Origin of the sequence: Enterococcus sp. 12C11_DIV0727 (genome assembly GCF_002148425.2) — a bacterium.
In the GTDB taxonomy this organism is placed as follows: domain Bacteria; phylum Bacillota; class Bacilli; order Lactobacillales; family Enterococcaceae; genus Enterococcus_L; species Enterococcus_L lemimoniae.
Map to the genome: position 1 here is coordinate 3,059,561 of NZ_CP147248.1, position 18,731 is coordinate 3,078,291.

Here is an 18,731-nt window from a genome sequence, read left to right on the forward strand (position 1 = left end):
GCTTAGGCCTAATAAAAACAGAGTAGGAAATAAAGCGTTAAGTGCTGAAAGGATGGGATGTTGCCTTTTGGACGAAGAATATATGAGAGTAGTGAAATAGCTAGGACAGTTCGTTCCACTTTTTTGTGATCTAGCTGCACGAACTAGCTTCTCGGAAAAAGATAAAACTTGAATGAGGCAAAAAGCGCCTTAGTCATGTTTTCCTATTTTTCAGTCGAAGCTGAGAGAGTTCGTTCCGCTTTTCTTATATTCGCGGTTTTGTTTTCGCATTCGCTGCATATTTTTGTGTAGCAGCTCTTAGAGGAGATGCTAGAAATGAAGAAAAGAAAGATTGATACACGAACCATTACGTTGATGAGTTTACTGATTGCGTTGATGGTGGTTTTCACGCGTTTTATTTCGTTTGAAACCCAATTTTTACGAGTTAGTTTGACTTTTATTCCAGAGTCATTGATGGGGATTCTTTTTGGTCCATTTTGGACGGGGATCGGGAGTGCGGTAGCTGATACAGTCGGTATGCTGTTATTTCCAAAAGGGCCTTATTTTCCTGGATTTACCTTAAATGCCTTTATTTCTGGTGCCATTTATGGGTTTTTCTATTATAAAAGGGAGCTAACTTGGCAACGAGTAATTTTGGCGACATTGTCTGTTACATTGATTATTCATATGTTTTTAACACCGCTATGGCTAGGATTGATGTACGGTGTGAATATCTCTAACCTTGCTTGGTGGGCGCCTAGAATCGTGAAAAATATCGTCTTTTTCCCAGTACAAGTAATTGGCACATACTATTTAGGAAATAAAGTTCCTTATAAGCAATTTTTAAATAAATCATTGACCAATTTAAAATAAAAAAAGACCTCAAACTTTCTAACATCCCATGGAAAGTCGAGGTCTTTTCTCTATTACAATTGATTTTTGAATTGCGCTTCATACAACGCATGATAATAGCCATCTTTTTTATCGATCAGTTCATCATGACTACCAATCTCAACGACAGAGCCTTGCTCCATCACTAAAATTTTATCCGCATTTTTAATGGTAGAAAGGCGATGGGCAATCACAAAGCTTGTCCGGCCGTCCATCATTTGTAAAAAGGCATCTTGAATTTTTTTCTCGGTCAATGTATCGACTGAACTAGTTGCTTCATCTAAAATTAACATTGGTGGATCACTAATCATGGTCCGAGCAATGGTCATTAGCTGCCTTTGTCCCTCAGAGATTTTAATACCACTAGCACCGATCAATGTATCCAAGCCTTTAGGCAAACGAGTCACAAAATCAAAAATATAGGCTTTTTTCATAGCTGTTTCAATTTGCTCATCGGTAGCGTTTGGGTTGCCATAGGTTAGATTATCGCGGATCGTACTATCGAACAACCAAGTATCTTGGAGCACCATCCCAAAGTTTTTTCGTAAACTATCTCGTGTGACTTGGGTGATATTATGATTATCAATCGAAATTTGACCGTTATCTACTTCATAGAAACGCATCAATAGATTGACTAAAGTTGATTTACCAGCCCCAGTTTTTCCAACGATTGCAACTGTTTCACCAGGTAATGCGGTTAAATTAAAATTTTGAATCAATGGTTTTGAAGGCGTATAAGCAAAATCAACATGATTAAAAATTACTTCTCCTATAACATCATTTAACACAAACGCATGTTGACCATCTGGTTTTTCTTCAGGCTGACTGATAATTTCAAAGGTGCGATCTAATCCAGCTAAGGCTGTTTGGATTTGCGTAGTGATTCCTGATAATTCAATAAATGGTTTAGAAAATTGGCTAGAGTAGATCGTAAAACTTGAAATCACGCCAATTGTAATCGTCTGATTACCACTTAATAATAATAATCCACCAACAAGACCAATCGATAAATAGGCTAAATGATCAACAAAACGAGATAATGGATTTGTTAATGAAGAAGAGAATTGGGCTTTTTGACCACGAACATATAATTCTTGATTCAAAGCTTCAAACCGTTTTTGAGAAGCATTTTCTTGTTGAAATGCTTTGACGATTTTTTGATTTCCAACCATTTCAGAAACAAAACCTGAAATTTCCCCTACGATTTTTTGTTGAGCGGAAAAATTTTTCTGAGATGATTTCGCAACCAACCAATTGACTAAAAAAATAATGGGTGTAGCGATTAGAACAACTGCTGTAAGAATCGGGCTGAGTTTTAGCATAAAGAAAAAAGCAATAATTACAACAGATAGTCCTGAAAACAGCTGATTGAAAACAGCCGAACAAGCGACAGAAATATTATCCATATCATTTGTAAAACGACTGACGATATTTCCATGTGAAGTTTGGTCGTAATAATTTAAAGGTAAACGATTTAAATGAGCAAAAGCATCTTTACGTAGTTCTGCAACAGAAAGATAAGAAACTCGATTGCCTAAGCGCTGGATCAGCCATTGACTAATAACGGTAATAACTAAAATACCGGCTAATGTACTAAGCAACTGCACAAGAAGTATAAAATCAACATTTCCTTTAGCAATCATCGTATCAACCGATTTCCCCATATAGTAAGTCATCAAAACGGTAGTCAATCCACTCAAAATACCGAGAAAAATAGCGGCGAGCATTTCTTTTGGATAGCGGAGCAGATAAGGCATGAAACGATTAAATGAGTTAGTTGCCACTTTTTTGTCCATCATTTTTCGTTTTCCTCCTCTTGTGAAGCGACGATTTCTTGATATGCTGGAGAATGTCGCAATAGTTCTTCATGGGTTCCTAAACCAACTTGCTTTCCACTTGCTAAAACTAAAATTTGATCAGCTTGTTGAATCGAACTGATTCGTTGAGAAATTAGAATCAGTGTCGTTTCTTTTAAGTCTTGTTGGAGAGCTGTTCGCAAGTTTAAGTCTGTTTGATAATCCAAAGCACTCAACGAGTCATCCAAGATTAAAACATCAGGCTTATGAATCAAAGCGCGAGCAATCGTCAACCGTTGTTTTTGACCACCAGAAAAATTTTTTCCGCCCTCATACACTTGTGTATCCAAACCGTCGCTTAGGTTTTCAACGAAATCTTTACATTGAGCGGTTTCCAAAGCCTGCCAGCATTCTTCATCAGTGGCATCTTCTTTTCCCCACTGAAGATTTTCTCGAATCGTTCCTGTAAATAAAACGGCAGTTTGAGGTGTAATGGCGATTTTTTTGCGTAGTTTATCTATAGACCAGTCACGAACATTGATACCATCAACGAATAGATTTCCTTGGCTTGTATCATAAAAACGGGGAATCAATTGAGTCAAGGTGCTTTTTCCACCACCTGTAGGACCTGTAATGCCTAAGACTGAGCTTGCAGGAATAGTTAAGGAAATATCCGTTAAAGCCAGCCCAGCCTCTGGTTGATAGCGAAAAGAGACATGATCGAATACGATTCCTTTTGTTTGTTCCTTATGAGGAGGCTTTGTGTTATTTGATTGGATACTTGGAACGACAGCTAGAACTTCACTAACTCTTGAAGCCGATGCTGAGGCCCGTGTAAAGATAATAACTAAGTTTGAGACAACGATCAAGGCAAGTAACATTTGATTCATATAATTGATCAAAGCTAAGACTTCACCTTGTTGCAACCCGCCGATTTCTACTTTGATTCCACCAAGATAAAGGAGTGCTAAAATCCCAAGATTCATGACTAAAGTCGTTGCAGGTGTCAGTAAAGCTGAAATATTTGAAACTCGAATATAGATAGAAGATAGATCGTCCGTTACTTTGTTGACGTGTTTTTCTTCTGTCTGTTTCCTAGCAAAAGCTCGAATCACACGAACACCGCTTAAATTTTGACTGATTTGACGATTTAGTAAATCTAGTTTTTCTTGAACTTTTTTATATAATGGTACGGTTGTTTTTATAATAGAATAAAGAATAATACAAAAAATTGGCAACATAAGAAGAAAAATAAAGCCCATTTGTACATTAATATAAAAAGCCATAATGACAGAACCAATGCTTAAAAAAGGCGCCCGAATCACTAGTCGAATCAACATTGCCAAAGCTAACTGAAGTTGATTAATATCATTTGTCATACGGGTAATCAATGTATCTGTTCCAAAGCTGTTCAACTCGGCATGAGAAAGTTGATTGATCTTTTTCATCAGCTGATTCCTTAATTCTGTTCCAAAACCTTGGGAGGCAATTGAAGAATAATACTGACAAATCATGACACAGATCAGACCAATAACAGACATCAAAAACATCCAACCGGCCATTTGGATCACGTAAGCTCGGTCACCATTACGAATTCCTTGATCAACCAAACGTGCCATAAATAAGGGCAGCACTAATTCAAAACAAGCTTCTAAAAACTTGAAAAATGGCCCAAGAATAATTTGCTTGCGGTATTTCTTTGCGTACTTGAGTAAATTGATCATGAGATCCTCCTTAATATATAGGTAACAACGTTCCGCTTCGCTACTCCTTGTACTTTTTAACATCAGTTCATTTTATTCACTGTGTTTCAAAGCAAAAGCGCAGCGGGCTAGCCCGCGTAGCTAGATATGGTAACAACGTTCCTTTCAGTCACCTTGTACCAATCAATATCAACTCATGACTTCGTTGTATTTCTTGGCATGTTTCTCGGCAAATTTCAAAGCAAAAACCTTTCTTCTATTGTATATCACTTTTCCAACAGAATAAAGATACTCGCATAAAACTGTGGTTATTTGATACAATAGCTAGTAAATGCTATTTTAAGGAGAAAAGATATGAATGAATTTATTAAAATCGTTTTATTATTTTTCATCTACTCGTTTATTGGCTGGCTATGGGAAACTGTTTATTGCTCATTGAAGGCCAGAAAATTTGTATATCGTGGTTTTTTAGTAGGTCCGTATTGTCCAATCTATGGTTTTGGTATAGTAGGTGTCCTGTATTTTTTAGAGCCGCTTAGACAAAATATTGTTGTTTTATACTTATTATCGACGATCTTGGTTACGATTCTAGAGTATATTACAAGTTATGGATTGGAAAAGTTGTTCCATGCTTCTTGGTGGGATTATAAAGATGTACCACTAAATATCAATGGCCGTGTCGCATTGCCTGTATCACTTTTTTGGGGTGTCGGCTGTGTGCTGATTGTCCGCGTTATCCATCCTAAAGTGATGTTGTTAGAGCACTTTTTATCTGAAAAATTTGGCTTGGTTCTGCCGATTATTTTATTATTACTGATTACTAGCGATTTAATTTATACATTAGTTAATATGCAATCATTCAAAAAAGTCACAACTCAACTTAGTGCAGCCGTTGAAGAACGTAAACAAGAATTAGCTGCAACCTTAAATGAAAAACGTGATGAGTTATCAGCAAGTATTTCTGAGCTTAAAGAATCTGTTTCTGATGAAATCAACGAGCGAAAAAAATCAAAAAAAATGGAACGAACTTCCTTGATAGAAGAGTTCAAAAACACACCGTCAATTAAAAAATTAGTAGGTCATATGAGTTACAATCAAAAACGTTGGATTCGAAATTATCCTAATTTGAAGTTGAAAAATGTTAAAAACCCTTCTGAAGTTCAACAAATCATCGATAAAAACAAGAAAAATAGTAAATAATATCTATAAAGTATAACAGTCATTCGTAGTGTCTTATAAGAGTCATAAACGTTATTATATAAAGGTTTTTAAAGGTTTGTTTTAAAAAGAACGAACTAGATAGAACAAAGCAATGTTACAGAAAAAGGGCTGTTTTCGTTAAAACGTAATAAATTGTAACGCTATTGAAATAAAATGAGCGTTATAGATTAGTATAATAGGTGGAGTTGGATTTAGTTAGGAAAGGTGTTGGATTCAGTGAAAGTAAAAAAATTGATACCATTTTTAGCTGCTGTCTTGCTAATAAATGTTGCTCTACCAATCGGCGCTGCAGCAGAGTCATTAGATGAGCTGAAGGACAAAGAAGCACAAGCCGCACAAACAGGAGCATCCCTTAGCGAAGACATCAATACAGCTCTGAATGATGTTAATGAAAAATACGCTGAAATTGAAAAACTTAAAGCAGATATTTCAAAAGCTGAAGAAACAATCAAGAACTCTGAAGCCGAAATCACAGTAACAGAGCAAAGTATTGCACGCCGTAAAGAAGTCGTTGGAAATCGTATGAAAGATGTCCAGCTAAGTGGGGAACAGCGTACATGGCAAGTATTATTAGATGCTGAAAGTGTATCAGATTTTTTTAATAAAGCGTATGCGATGACGATCTTACAAAATGCAGAAAAAGAAAAAATCGATAGACTATCTCAAGATAAAGAAAAATTGTCTGACCTTAAAGAAACTGTAAAAAGTAAACAAGAAGAATTACAAACCAACGAAACGAAATTACAGGATGAAGCATCAGCAATGGATGAGCAAGTTGTAACATTAAAACAGCAATTATCTGATAATCAAACAGCGTTACAACAAATCGCTAGTCAAAAACAAACAGAAGAAAAACGAATCACAGATGAGAAAAAAGCAGATGAAGCTCGCAAACAACAAGAGGCAGCTAAAGAAGCTCAAAGAAAAGCTGACGTTGTCTCATCGTCTAGCTCAAGTAGCAGTTCTTCATCAAGTAGTGAATCAAGCGACAGTTCAAGCTCTAGTTCTAGCAGTGAAGAACAACCAGTCGTTACACCGCCATCTCAACCAGAAGAAGTACCAAGCACTGGCGGAGAAACGGGTAATGGTGGAGCAAATGGTCGTGTTCTTTACATGCAATCAACAGCTTACTCATGGAGAGAAGCAGGTTCTGGTTTCATTACAGCAACAGGAATCGATCTTCGCTCACAAAGTAATGTGATTGCAGTTGACCCAAGCGTGATTCCACTAGGATCGCTTGTACAGGTAGAAGGCTATGGATTTGCAGTTGCCGGTGATACTGGCGGCGCAATCAACGGAAATATCATTGACGTCCATTTCCCTACAGTTGACCAATGTTTAACTTGGGGACGTAGAAATAACGTCAAAGTTACGATTCAATAGAAAACGAAGACACTCATCTGAGTGTCTTTTTTTGTTACATATGTTGTTTCCTCAAACGATTATTAAAACAAATTAAAAAACAAAGGAATGTAATGCATTAATAAACAATAAATGGTACACTTCAAGAATAGAAAGTGAGGAATAACAATGATTCGTTTTGCAACAAAAGAAGACGGAGAGGCTATTGCTCCGTTGATTTTAGTTATTTTAAAAGATATGGAATTACCTTTATTAGAAATTGTACCAGAAGACACTCTTTTGGCTGTTTTAGCTGAAGCTGTTGCAGACCCTACCTATCGTTATGGTTATCAACGTGGTCTGGTTTATGAAGAAGCGGGCGAGGTTGCTGGAATTGCGTTTGGCTACCCTAATGAGGATGAACCGATCATCGATGAACCGCTAAAAAAAGTATTGCGGAAATACAATTTGGATGAAGAAATCAGAATATTTATCGATCCAGAAACGTTACCTGGTGAATGGTACCTTGATTCGATCTCTGTGGATGAGAAATATCGTGGTTTAGGAATTGGCTCTAAATTATTAGATGCTTTACCAAAAATGGCTAAAAAATCAGGTAAAGAAGTCATTGGTTTAAGTGTAGACAAAGGGAATCCTAATGCTAAAAAATTGTATAGCCGTAAAGGGTTTAAAGATGTTGCTGAGATGATGATCAGCGGACATTTATACGACCATATGCAGAAAAAAATCAGCGAATAACCATACGCTGATTTTTTATTTGTTTAACAAGTTCCCCAACCGATGATTGGTTTATGATTTTGATGTTTCTTCTTATTATATAACCAGTAATCTAACACAGCAGCAACACAAATGCATAGTGGTGCATCTTCATCATTAGTAACTACTAAACTAAAATAATTACCTGAAAAGAGAGTCGCTTTACTCATTTCCATGATTTTGTTGTGATTGACTTGATAAATAGAATAATGATGATTTTTTATGTCACCTAAAACAGTCCAATGCAAGTGTTGAATATAATAAAAATCAGCATTTAAATTTAAGATTTTTCTTAAAACACCAACTTTTTCAAATCCTTTATACAATTCGAAACGTGAACCAAAAGCAAAAGATGTCTGTCTGATGCTGGCAACTAGTTCGCCATTCATTGCATACAAAGAAAGCGAGTCACCACGAGTACCCCAGCGTCCAACAAGTAAGAAAATGGACTTACCGTCCTCATCTTTGACAAGGGTTCTTGTGACATTGCTCAATTGTTGTTCTTGAATAAAAAACTCAGACACCATATTTCACCTCTTTTCAGCGTTTTAGTTACTTGGATATTACAAATTTTCTCGGATTGCTCGCATGATTGCTTCGCCAACGCCGTTTTCTAAATTCGTCGATGTGACGTATTTTGCGTGGTCTTTAACTTCTAGCTCAGCATTTCCCATGGCAAAACTAACACCAGCCCATTGCAGCATGCTGACATCGTTAAAATTATCTCCAATCGTCATGACCTCTTTTTCTGAAATTCCGCGATCTTTCGCAACATGAGCAACTGCGATTCCTTTTTGAGCATTTTTATGATTGACTTCAATATTATTTTGGGCAGATGATGTGACAACTAAATCGTTTAACTGTCGAATATCAGTACTTGCAGGACCTAAAACCTTTGGACCATCCATACTGAAACCAATGATTTTTAGCACTTCGATATCACTTTCTTGGATCAATGTCCGCATGTCTTTGATGTAAGTGATATCTAGTAAAGACAGATGAGCTGCCGCCATTGCGATTGCTACTTTATAAGTCAAATGGGGCATCATTGTAGCGATATGCGAAGCAAAGTTTTCAATTCTTTTTTCTTGGCGCTCAGAATAAATACCTTTGTTCGTTGAAACTTCAAAATACACATCATGTGCATCTAAAATATCTAAAATTTCAAGTGTTGTAATTTTGTCGATCCCAGCTGTAAAGAGCGAGTTCCCGGCTTTGTCAAAAACTTTCGCACCATTTAGGGTAATCATCGCACATTCGATCCCAGCTTCATCTAATGCAGGTTTTGCTTCGGTATAAGCGCGTCCTGTAGCGACCATAAATTCAATGCCACGTCGTTCCGCTTCTCGAATAGCAGATGCATTGTTCTTAGAAATTCCCATTTTTGAGTCGAGTAATGTTCCGTCCATGTCTGAAGCAATCAATTTAATCATAAAATTTTCTACACCTCGTTTATTTAACTTATCTATAGTTTACCATGTTTTTTCCATTTCAGTGCAGAAAAAATGTTCTTGTCACTTCTTAAAAAATCAGATATGCTTAACGTGTAAAAGAAAGCTGTCAGAATAGTAGTTTTAATTAGTTAGAATTAAAAAATAGCGTACCGATCGAAATTGTCTAGCTTCACGTACTAACCTTTCGGGAAAAAGATAAAAATGACTTGTGGAAAAAAAGCCACAGTCATAATTTCCTATTTTCCTGTCAGAGCTGGACGAGCCCGTTTCGCATTTAAATTAAGGAGGACAATAAATGAAAGCAATTATTCATAATAGTTGGCAAGATGTTTTAAAAGAAGAGTTTACAAAGGAATACTATTTGCATTTACGGGATTTTTTGAAACAGGAATATAGTCAGCAGACGATTTATCCAGATATGTATCATATTTATTCTGCTTTGGAATTGACCCCTTATGAAGAGGTAAAAGTGGTGATACTTGGGCAAGATCCTTACCACGGTCCGAATCAAGCACATGGGTTAAGTTTCTCTGTGCAACCAGGTGTGAGAACACCGCCATCTTTGATGAACATTTATAAAGAACTGCAAGCTGATTTAGGTTATCCACCAGTTGCCCACGGATTTTTAGAAAGCTGGGCAAAGCAAGGAGTCCTTTTACTGAACACTGTTTTAACGGTGCGTAATGGTCAAGCGTATTCTCACCGAGGACAAGGATGGGAAAATCTAACAGATGCTATTATTAAGAAGTTGAACGATCGAGATAAACCAATTGTGTTTATCCTATGGGGCAAACCCGCACAAGAAAAAATCAAAATGATTGATACAAGTAAACATATTATCATTAAATCACCGCATCCAAGTCCCTTAGCAGCTCATCGAGGCTTCTTTGGTTCTAAGCCATTCTCAAAAACAAACCAAGCTTTAGAGCAATTAGGAGAAGCGCCGATCAACTGGCAGTTGCCTGATACAGTGTCCTAAAACAGTTCTCTCTGTTATAGTGCAGAAGGGCATGTTTGTGAAAACAATATCAGAATCAGCATTTTTTACACTAATACAGCTAGAAATAACTGTTATTTTCTTGAAGAATGGTGTATGATAAGTTTGTATAAATAATCAGTTGGAGGGTATATCGTGGAACTATTCGATAGCTTAAAATTTAAAGTCATTCGCCGTAACATCAAAATTGTTTTCCCAGAAGCAACAGATCCTCGTATTTTAGGGGCTGCAGCTCGCTTGAAAGCAGAAGAATTAATGGAACCGATCTTGATCGGGAAACAAGAAGCCATTGTAGAAGCAGCACATGCTCGTGGAATCAAGACATCTAACTTTACGATTATCGATCCGGATAATTATGATGGCTGGGAAGACATGGTTGCAGCGTTTGTTGAACGCCGTAATGGAAAAGTCACAGAAGAAGATGCACGCAAGATTTTGAAAGACGTCAACTATTTTGGCACAATGCTAACGTACATGGGACTTGCAGATGGAATGGTTAGTGGCGCGATCCACTCAACTGGCGACACTGTTCGTCCAGCATTACAAATCATCAAAACAAAACCAGGTGTTAGCCGTACAAGTGGTGCGATGATCATGGTTCGTGGTCGCGATCAAGAAAAATACATTTTTGCAGATTGTGCAATCAATGTAAACCCAACAGCACAAGAACTAGCTGAGATTGCTGTTGACAGTGCAAAAACAGCTGAATTATTCGATATCGAGCCAAAAATAGCGATGATGAGCTTCTCAACAAAAGGTTCTGCTAAAGCGCCAGAAGTAGACAAAGTAGTCGAAGCAACAAAAATTGCGAAAAGCTTAGCTCCAGAACTTGAGATCGATGGCGAATTACAATTTGATGCTTCATATGTAGCGTCAGTTGCTCAATTAAAAGCACCAAATTCACCAGTCGCTGGCCAAGCAACAGTCTTTGTTTTCCCAGAATTACAATCAGGAAACATTGGCTACAAAATTGCACAACGTTTAGGTAACTTTGAAGCAATTGGTCCAATCTTACAAGGATTGAACAAACCAGTTTCTGATTTATCTCGTGGTGCAAATGAAGAAGATATTTACAAATTATCGATCATTACTGCTGCCCAAACATTAATGAACTAATTAAAACGACTAGGAAACCGGAACTAGACGCTCAGCGTTTTGTCTCAGTTCCCTAGTTTTTTTTGCGATAATTCGGTATACTACAGTACATAGAAACATGAATTGTTTAAATAGGCAGGTGATAAAATGGAAATGATGATCAACAATCTTGAAGAGATGGAAGCTATAGCGAAGATCATTGGTTTGGTTGCTGATCCAGGAAATGCAATCATTCTTTCTGGCGATCTTGGTGCAGGGAAAACGACAATGACCAAAGGGATCGCCTTAGGTCTGGGCATCGGTCAAATGATCAAAAGTCCTACTTATACAATTATTCGTGAGTATCAACAAGGACGTTTGCCACTGTATCATATGGATGTCTACCGAATCGAAAATGGCGCAGATGATCTTGGATTAGATGAATATTTTGAAGGCGATGGCTTATCCGTTGTTGAATGGGGAAAATTATTAGGAGAATTTTTGCCGGCTGACTATTTAGATATCACGATTGAGAAAGATCCAGAAGACATGGAAAAAAGAAAACTACTAATGCAAGCTTTTGGGGAAAAATCAGAACAGTTTTTAAGACGTATTGAGCAAAAAATGGAGGAACGTACATGACAGAGGTTGAATTTACAATTCGGGAAGCTATTCCAGCTGATGCTGCAGATATTTTACAAGCCTTAAGAATTGTTGGAAGAGAGACCCCCTATCTTGTAATGGATGAAAAAGGTATGGAAATGACGCCAGACGAGATGAGTGAAAACTTGGCGAACTTATATGAATCTCCCAATAACGTGTTGATGGTGGCTTTAGCAGACGGAAAAGTCATTGGCACGGCTTCTGTCAAAGCATCAGCGAAAAAACGCATGGAGCATATAGGTGAGATCGGTATCAGCATTTTAAAAGATTATTGGGGGTTTGGTTTAGGTAGTTTGATGATGGAAGAGCTAATTGAATGGGCTAAGGAAAGTAAGGTGATCCGTCGTCTAGAATTGACTGTCCAACACCGCAATCAGCGTGCGGTTCATGTGTATGAAAAAATCGGGTTTAAAACAGAAACGATCATGGATCGTGGTGCGAAGACGGACGATGGAGAATTTTTAGAGGTTCATTTGATGAGTATGATGATTGATTGAGTTAAAAAGTATTGAACAAGAAAGTATGTTCAATACTTTTTTTGTAACTTCTTGTTACTCAAATGTTACAGGTTACTTCTTCCTTTACTATGTAACCACTTTCTTCTTTTCTATTTATTCTGACTTGTTAAAAGGCTATACTTAAGTCAGATAAAATGCTTAAGGAGCTGAAGGAAATGTCAAAAGGAATTAAAATCGTCACGATCGGTGGAGGATCAAGTTACACACCAGAATTAGTTGAAGGCTTTATTAAGAGATATGATGAATTGCCAGTACGCGAGTTATGGCTAGTTGATATTGAAGCAGGAAAAGAAAAATTAGAAATCGTTGGTGCAATGGCCAAACGTATGGTCAAAGCAGCTGGCGTAGATTGCGAAGTTCACTTAACTCTAGATCGTCGTGAAGCATTGAAAGACGCTGATTTCGTTACAACACAATTACGTGTAGGACTTTTAGATGCACGGATTTTAGATGAGCGCATCCCACTAAGTCATGGCTTGATCGGTCAAGAAACAAATGGTGCTGGCGGTATTTTTAAAGCGTTGAGAACAATTCCTGTAATTTTAGATATTGTAGAAGATATGAAAGAGCTCTGTCCAAACGCTTGGTTGATCAACTTTACAAATCCAGCTGGTATGGTAACAGAAGCTGTGTTACGTTATGGTAATTGGGATAAAGTTGTCGGTTTGTGTAATATTCCAGTTAATGCGGTATTTGAAGAAGCAGCATTGCTAGGAGAAGACAATCGCGATTTATTCTTCCAATTTGCTGGGATCAATCATTTACACTGGCATACGATTACAGATAAAAATGGCAAAGATCGTACGGACGAGCTAATCAAAGTCATGTATGGTCAAGACGATGCCAAATCGATCGTAGCAAACATCAAAGATAATAATTTGATTTGGGAACAAGTCGAAAACCTACACATGGTTCCTTGTCCATACCACAATTATTATTACTACACAGATAAAATGTTAGCAGAAGAATTAGAAGATTTTAAAAACAATGGAACACGTGCTGAAAAAGTCAAAGAAATCGAACATGAATTATTTGAACTATACAAAGATCCTAATTTAGATTACAAACCAAAACAATTAGCAGAACGTGGCGGTGCACGTTATAGTGATGCAGCGTGTGAAATCATCAACTCAATCCATAATGACAAACGCACAACAATGACTGTTAGCACTCGAAATAACGGTACGATCACGGATCTACCAGCTGAAAGTGCAGTAGAAGTAACGTGTACGATCACTGGAAAAGGCCCTGTACCCTATAACTTCGGTAGCTTTAAACCACAAGAACGTGGTTTATTACAAGTGATGAAATCAATGGAAGAGTTAACGATCGAAGCAGCAGTTACAGGTGATTATGGTACATTACTACAAGCATTTACAATGAACCCATTGATCACAAGTGGTGATGTTGCGAAAGAAGTAATGGACGAACTATTAGAAGCACATAAACAATATTTACCAGCTTTCTTTAAAGAAGGAAAATAATTAAAAGAAATCAAGAAAAAGCGTTAAGCTCCGAAATATAATAAGGAGTTTAACGTTTTTTTGCCGTTTATTTAGGTTCTACTCTTTTTTGTTTTTGGACTTCTTTTGCCAAATATTCTACCGTATAAAGCGCTGGAACTTGAGAAGTAATGTCACTATCGCCAATTCTTTCTGTTGAAATATAATAAGGAATATTTACGTCTGAAAGGGCTGCAATCGGTGATTTTTCACTATTAGTAATCGAAATAATCGAACTATCATTTGTAATAAAATGGTTTAGATAATTGATGATGGCCTCATTTTCACCACTAACAGAAAGAGCAATCACGCACACATTTTTTGCCATCGCTTTATTGAAAAAATTGACTGGATGATTGATTGGGTCTTCGATATGAAACGCCATACTGAAAATAGAAGAAAAATACAGTGCACCATATTCAGCAATAATATTTGATGAGCCGGTTCCGATAAACAATACAAGATCTTTTTCGGACAATAATTTTGCTGCAGCCTGAATCCGTTCTTGATAAAAAGCTTCAGTAGAGCGCTGGATAAAATTAGTAAATGACGTTTCATCCACGGCATGTGTGGTGACTGGTTCAGTCAATGATTTTCGATATAAATTCAATTTGATTTTAAATTCAGAAAACCCTTCACAACCAAACTTTCGACAAAAGCGTAAAATACTGGCAGTGCTGCTGTGGGTTTCTTTGGCTAGCTCACGAATTCGCATATAAACCACTTCATCTAAGTGAGACGTAATATATTTATAAATTTCTAAATCGATAGGACTTAAATCTGGACTGTGATCTAAGAATAACAAGATATCCACTACTTTCTTTGTTGAATAATTAATAGTTGTTTAGTGTAGAAAAAAATCAGTTACCAGTTGCTCAACTAATTCTGGACATTCTAAGTTAGCTAAATGAGCAGCATTAGGAATAATTACTTTTTCAGCATGAGTAATTTTTTGATGTAAAAAAGCAGAAATTTTTTGAAAATCATCAACATCATGATCACCAATAATAATCAACACTGGGCATGTGAGCTGATCTAATTTTGTAGATAGTGGTTGAGCCATTTGAATTTCTTCAATGGGTGATAGTGGCTCTGGCTTAGTAAAAGCTGTCATTTGCATATCAAGTATTAGTTTTTTTATGTTAGAATCGAAATATTTTGGATCACGGTCTCTAAGAACCCATGTGTGATAATTTAAATCGGCTGCTTGTTCGTACTGATTTAGTGCTAATAAGTGTTCCTCTTTTTCATCATATTGTTGCAATTCTTCAGAAAAATCCCATTCTCTAATAGTGGAAGATTCTAATGCTAAACGTAAACAGCGCTTAGGATTTTCAAGTACAAAATCTAATGCTACTTTTCCACCAAAAGAGGCTGCGAAGATGTATGTTTGTTTGATTTTTAAATGGTCTAAAAGTTCATTAATGATCATTGTGTAAGAAAATGAGCCGCCTGTAAATGAACTTTGACCGAAGCCAGGAAGATCGAATCGAGTGACTTGAAACTGCTGAGCCAAAGAATGAAATTCATGATACCACATTCGTGAATCAGCGATTCCAGCGTGAATTAATAAAATATGACTTCCTTGACCTTTCGATTCAAAATAAATAGTAGCACCAGAAACGTTTAAAAAAGGCATTTGATCCCTCCAATATTGTCAGTTTAGATCAAGACTATAAACAAAATGTCCGACTGGTCGTCCAGAATAATCTTTATCAAATTGTTTGATGATGGTCATACCATTTTTTTCTGCAACTTTTCGAGAGGACAGATTTGTATCTCGAATGATTGAACAAATTTTTCCAGCCTTTAATTTGTAATTAGCATAAGCCATGCATAGTTGGCTGGCGGAACTTGCATAGCCTTGATTCCAGTATTGCTTGTTTACTAAATAGCCGATTTCTAAGAGCGATTCATCTTCAACATCAGAATAAACAATCCCACATTGACCGATAAAATTCTGACTTTTTTGATCGATGATTGCCCATAAACCAAAGCCGTTTTCTTGATAGCTTTTTAAATTCCAGTTTAACCAATCACTTACTTGCTGTTTCGTAAAAGCTGCCTCATAGGCATACATCGTTTCTTCATCTTGTAAAATCAAACTTAAATCCTCGAAATCATCAGATGTGAGTTCTCTTAAATAGAGTTGATCATTTTCAATTATTCTATTCTGCATTACTTGTCTCCTTTAGTCCAATTTTACACTCATGATATATAAAGGTCCATATTCTCCATCAACGATTCTGTTTAACCGTTGATACCCAGTTTTTTCATAAAGACGTTGCGCTGCTATATTTTGTTTATTTACTGCAAGAATAATTTCATTCGCATTTGGAAAATGTAGATGAACAAATTCCGGTAATAACTGGAGCGCTTTTTTCGCATAGCCTTGTCCTTGGTATCTTTGATCCGTGGAGAAGGTTCTAAGTAAAAGTGCCTGCTCATTGCTTGTATATAAAGCAACATCCTTTTTTTCATCCAAGACAAAAAAATTCGTCAAGCGATCATTAGCAATTCCTATTATCGGATGGATGAACGGATTTTTCAAAGAAATCTTGATAGGCATTTCTGGCGTTCCCGTATAGCGCAATTGTTCGTCATTTAATTGGTATTGCTGGATCATCTTTGAGAAATCGTTGGTATATTTTTGTAAGAACATGATTCAGCACATCCTTTTTTGTCGTTTCCATTATTTTACCATAGTAACGGCTTTTATCAGAAAAAAAGAAGGTTTAACCCTCTAAATAGTGAAAGAAATGTAACAGTATCTTGGGATGATTTTAACAGACTTCTGGGAGTTTGAACTTACTATTTCTTTGTATACTAGGTTCATCAAGTAATAACTGCTGTAAACAGTCGATTCACAGAGTCGCCCGTGACTTTAAATGAGAGGAGATGTCAAAGTGAAAGTAGAGGATGTTGCTTTGCAAAATAAGATGTACTTAACTTTTGAACAGCAAGATAAGGCAATCAAACAACAGTTGAAAATTATCGAAAAGCTGCAACGAAGAGTAAAGGCAGAACAACGACGGAAAAATCAACTGGCATCTCAATTAAAAAAATTAACACAGCAGTAAAACACAAGGAGGAAATGAACAGATGACAGCATTAAGTGGAGTAGATGTAGTATGGCGTTTTCGTTTAGCCGAAGATGAAGGAAATGAACGTGCGTGGGGCTTAGCATACAGCACAGAGAATGGTTATTCCAAATCAAAAGAAAGTGAATCAACTGTCACGAAAGATGGCAGTGTGGTCACACCAGGAGCGACTGAAACAACAGTGACGGCAACAACATTGTATAAAATCGGTTCAACTCAAATCGACAAATTGGAAACGGCAATGGATGAAAACAAGCGTGTTCAGATTTGGCGTATTAATACCAAGGAAATTGGTACTGGCAATGATGAAGGCAAATTTAAAGCAAAATATTTTGAAGGCTATTTTACTTCATTTGAAGAAACTGATTCAGCAGAAAATAAAGTTGAATACTCTTTGGAGTGGGCGATCGAAGGTGCAGGTAAGAATGGTTTTGCGGCATTAGAGCTGGATACATCAGAAGGTGGCGATTATGAGTTTAAAGACACTGTAAAAGTGGAAACAAAAGCATAATCAATTCACAATAAACTATTTAGAAGAGGTTAGATTCTAGCCTCTTTCACATAGTTTTTTATAGCGAGACAATTATTGTCGTTTTTAAATGTTATTGAGCTTCACAGGCTAGCTCTTCAGAAAAAAGATAAAAATGGAGTGAGACAAAAAGAGTCTTAAGCAATTTTTCCTATTTTTCAGACAGAGCTGAAGGAGCCTGTTCAGCTTTTGCTTTGAAACACAGTGAATAAAATGAGCTGATGTTGAAAAGTACAAGGTGGAGTGCAGCGGAACGTTGTTACCTTAGGAAAATAGATAAATCATCATTGAAACATAGGAACGTTTCAATGCCAATTTCCTAATTTTCTACAGGATTAATCGATTTGTTCCGCTTTTAACAGTATCTAGCTTCACAGGCTAGACTTTCGGGAAAAAGATAAAAACTGATTGTGGCAAAAAGCGCCACCTTCATTTTTTCCTATTTTCCTGTCAAGTCTGAACGAGCCTGTTACGCTTTTAAAATTAGGAGGAAAATAATATGGAATTAATGATGAACGAAAAAATATTTGCTTGTAAATTTGGCTATGGCTTTTTAAAAGAAATCAATAAACGTTATTCAGTAGAACGTGGTGGGATGCAACTGAAATTAGGTGTAGGAGCAATTGTTTCAAATCTGCTTTTATCTGATGTGGATACTCTGTTTGAAGTTCTATTGATTGCAAATATGACAGAGAAACCTCGGATGACGGTTAAATTTTTAGAAGATTACGTTGAACAAAAAGGTACGAAAAATTTGTTTGAAGAAGTGATTGATGAGCTAAAAAAGTCGGAATATACCGGGATGATGACCAGCAAGATGTTGGAAGAAGCACAAGCGTAACCACCGTAGATTTTGATGAAGTATACGAGCAAGTTCGCTTAAACTGTTTACGTTTCTTGAAGATCGAGGATTTTAATGAAATAGATCGTTTGACGATTCCAAATTACGAACTACGTATGAAGGCCTATCAATTAAAACAGTTGGATCGACAATATGAGATTCATCTACAAGCTTGGGCAACGGTTATGGCGGGGCAAACACGAAAAGGCAAACCTGTTTTTAGAACCTTTGATAAATTCTTCGATTATCGTAAAGCAGAAGAGCGATTATTAGGCAGACAAAAACGTACTTCTCCTGATAAAGAAAAACTTCAAAATTGGATTGCCAATTTTAATTCATAGGAA

At 36.7% G+C, this 18,731-nt stretch carries 21 protein-coding genes and 1 riboswitch; of the genes, 13 read left to right on the forward strand and 8 right to left on the reverse strand.

Translation table 11 applies throughout. From position 1 onward, the window contains the following. The first annotated feature begins 16 nt into the window (after positions 1–16). A riboswitch (THF riboswitch) is annotated at positions 17–128 on the forward strand. A 187-nt stretch (positions 129–315) separates the two neighbouring features. After that, entirely contained in the window at positions 316–852 is a 537-nt protein-coding gene (locus A5866_RS14540; RefSeq protein ID WP_086445009.1) for a folate family ECF transporter S component, read from the forward strand. 53 nt (positions 853–905) lie between these two features. Here A5866_RS14540 and A5866_RS14545 read toward each other — a convergent pair whose 3' ends face one another. Then, positions 906–2,669: an ABC transporter ATP-binding protein gene (locus A5866_RS14545; RefSeq protein WP_086445008.1), complete on the reverse strand. Its 1,764-nt coding sequence runs from the start codon at positions 2,667–2,669 to the stop codon at positions 906–908. Continuing rightward, positions 2,666–4,390 carry an ABC transporter ATP-binding protein gene (locus A5866_RS14550; protein ID WP_086445007.1) on the reverse strand — a complete coding sequence of 575 codons (1,725 nt, stop codon included), beginning with the start codon at positions 4,388–4,390 and terminating at the stop codon, positions 2,666–2,668. Before A5866_RS14550 ends, A5866_RS14545 begins: the two co-directional genes overlap by 4 nt. A gap of 333 nt (positions 4,391–4,723) precedes the next feature. On the opposite strand from A5866_RS14550, the gene A5866_RS14555 reads away from it, so the two are divergent. The 3 genes from A5866_RS14555 (at position 4,724) to A5866_RS14565 (ending at position 7,690) form a co-directional block, all read left to right on the forward strand. Further along, positions 4,724–5,569: a putative ABC transporter permease gene (locus tag A5866_RS14555; protein ID WP_086445006.1), complete on the forward strand. Its 846-nt coding sequence runs from the start codon at positions 4,724–4,726 to the stop codon at positions 5,567–5,569. Positions 5,570–5,797: 228 nt separating this feature from the next. Beyond that, positions 5,798–6,973, forward strand: coding sequence for a 3D domain-containing protein (locus tag A5866_RS14560; protein WP_086281407.1), 1,176 nt, complete (start codon positions 5,798–5,800; stop codon positions 6,971–6,973). 147 nt (positions 6,974–7,120) lie between these two features. Further along, positions 7,121–7,690: a GNAT family N-acetyltransferase gene (locus tag A5866_RS14565; protein ID WP_086279982.1), complete on the forward strand. Its 570-nt coding sequence runs from the start codon at positions 7,121–7,123 to the stop codon at positions 7,688–7,690. Between the two features lie 23 nt (positions 7,691–7,713). On the opposite strand, the gene A5866_RS14570 is transcribed toward A5866_RS14565, so the two are convergent. Further along, complete coding sequence (locus A5866_RS14570; protein WP_176332630.1) at positions 7,714–8,232, reverse strand: LURP-one-related/scramblase family protein; 519 nt, start codon at positions 8,230–8,232, stop codon at positions 7,714–7,716. Positions 8,233–8,271: 39 nt separating this feature from the next. After that, on the reverse strand, positions 8,272–9,141 hold the full coding sequence (locus tag A5866_RS14575) for a Cof-type HAD-IIB family hydrolase (protein ID WP_086445004.1): 870 nt from the start codon (positions 9,139–9,141) through the stop codon (positions 8,272–8,274). A 316-nt stretch (positions 9,142–9,457) separates the two neighbouring features. On the opposite strand from A5866_RS14575, the gene A5866_RS14580 reads away from it, so the two are divergent. From A5866_RS14580 to A5866_RS14600, 5 genes are all read left to right on the forward strand, one after another. Further along, positions 9,458–10,141 (forward strand): uracil-DNA glycosylase, encoded by a 684-nt coding sequence (locus A5866_RS14580; RefSeq protein ID WP_086445003.1) that lies wholly within the window; start codon positions 9,458–9,460, stop codon positions 10,139–10,141. Between the two features lie 153 nt (positions 10,142–10,294). After that, entirely contained in the window at positions 10,295–11,275 is a 981-nt protein-coding gene (gene pta / locus A5866_RS14585; protein WP_086279991.1) for a phosphate acetyltransferase, read from the forward strand. A 126-nt stretch (positions 11,276–11,401) separates the two neighbouring features. Beyond that, a complete protein-coding gene (gene tsaE / locus A5866_RS14590) occupies positions 11,402–11,875 on the forward strand; it encodes a tRNA (adenosine(37)-N6)-threonylcarbamoyltransferase complex ATPase subunit type 1 TsaE (protein WP_086445002.1) in 474 nt (157 codons plus the stop codon). Then, the gene (locus A5866_RS14595; protein ID WP_086279996.1) at positions 11,872–12,393 is read left to right on the forward strand and encodes a GNAT family N-acetyltransferase; all 522 of its coding nucleotides are present in this window, start codon (positions 11,872–11,874) and stop codon (positions 12,391–12,393) included. The genes tsaE and A5866_RS14595 overlap by 4 nt, the downstream gene beginning before the upstream one ends. Positions 12,394–12,569: 176 nt before the next feature. After that, entirely contained in the window at positions 12,570–13,898 is a 1,329-nt protein-coding gene (locus A5866_RS14600; RefSeq protein ID WP_086445001.1) for a 6-phospho-beta-glucosidase, read from the forward strand. Positions 13,899–13,965: 67 nt separating this feature from the next. Here the strand turns inward: A5866_RS14600 and A5866_RS14605 are convergent, their stop codons facing one another. From A5866_RS14605 to A5866_RS14620, 4 genes are read right to left on the reverse strand one after another with little or no spacing between them, the layout of a single operon-like run. Continuing rightward, positions 13,966–14,721: a MurR/RpiR family transcriptional regulator gene (locus A5866_RS14605; RefSeq protein ID WP_086280002.1), complete on the reverse strand. Its 756-nt coding sequence runs from the start codon at positions 14,719–14,721 to the stop codon at positions 13,966–13,968. 39 nt (positions 14,722–14,760) lie between these two features. Continuing rightward, the gene (locus tag A5866_RS14610) at positions 14,761–15,555 is read right to left on the reverse strand and encodes an alpha/beta fold hydrolase (protein ID WP_086445000.1); all 795 of its coding nucleotides are present in this window, start codon (positions 15,553–15,555) and stop codon (positions 14,761–14,763) included. A gap of 18 nt (positions 15,556–15,573) precedes the next feature. Beyond that, complete coding sequence (locus tag A5866_RS14615; RefSeq protein ID WP_086444999.1) at positions 15,574–16,095, reverse strand: GNAT family N-acetyltransferase; 522 nt, start codon at positions 16,093–16,095, stop codon at positions 15,574–15,576. Between the two features lie 12 nt (positions 16,096–16,107). Beyond that, a complete protein-coding gene (locus A5866_RS14620; protein WP_086444998.1) occupies positions 16,108–16,578 on the reverse strand; it encodes a GNAT family N-acetyltransferase in 471 nt (156 codons plus the stop codon). A gap of 244 nt (positions 16,579–16,822) precedes the next feature. Between A5866_RS14620 and A5866_RS14625 the strand changes: the two genes are divergently transcribed. From A5866_RS14625 to A5866_RS14640, 4 genes are all read left to right on the forward strand, one after another. Next, positions 16,823–16,996 (forward strand): hypothetical protein, encoded by a 174-nt coding sequence (locus A5866_RS14625; RefSeq protein WP_254907202.1) that lies wholly within the window; start codon positions 16,823–16,825, stop codon positions 16,994–16,996. 22 nt (positions 16,997–17,018) lie between these two features. Next, positions 17,019–17,528, forward strand: a complete 510-nt coding sequence (locus A5866_RS14630; protein ID WP_086444997.1) for a phage major tail protein, TP901-1 family — start codon at positions 17,019–17,021, stop codon at positions 17,526–17,528. Between the two features lie 517 nt (positions 17,529–18,045). Beyond that, positions 18,046–18,387 carry a tail assembly chaperone gene (locus A5866_RS14635; RefSeq protein WP_086444996.1) on the forward strand — a complete coding sequence of 114 codons (342 nt, stop codon included), beginning with the start codon at positions 18,046–18,048 and terminating at the stop codon, positions 18,385–18,387. A gap of 56 nt (positions 18,388–18,443) precedes the next feature. After that, on the forward strand, positions 18,444–18,728 hold the full coding sequence (locus A5866_RS14640) for a hypothetical protein (protein WP_086444995.1): 285 nt from the start codon (positions 18,444–18,446) through the stop codon (positions 18,726–18,728). Positions 18,729–18,731 lie beyond the last annotated feature (3 nt).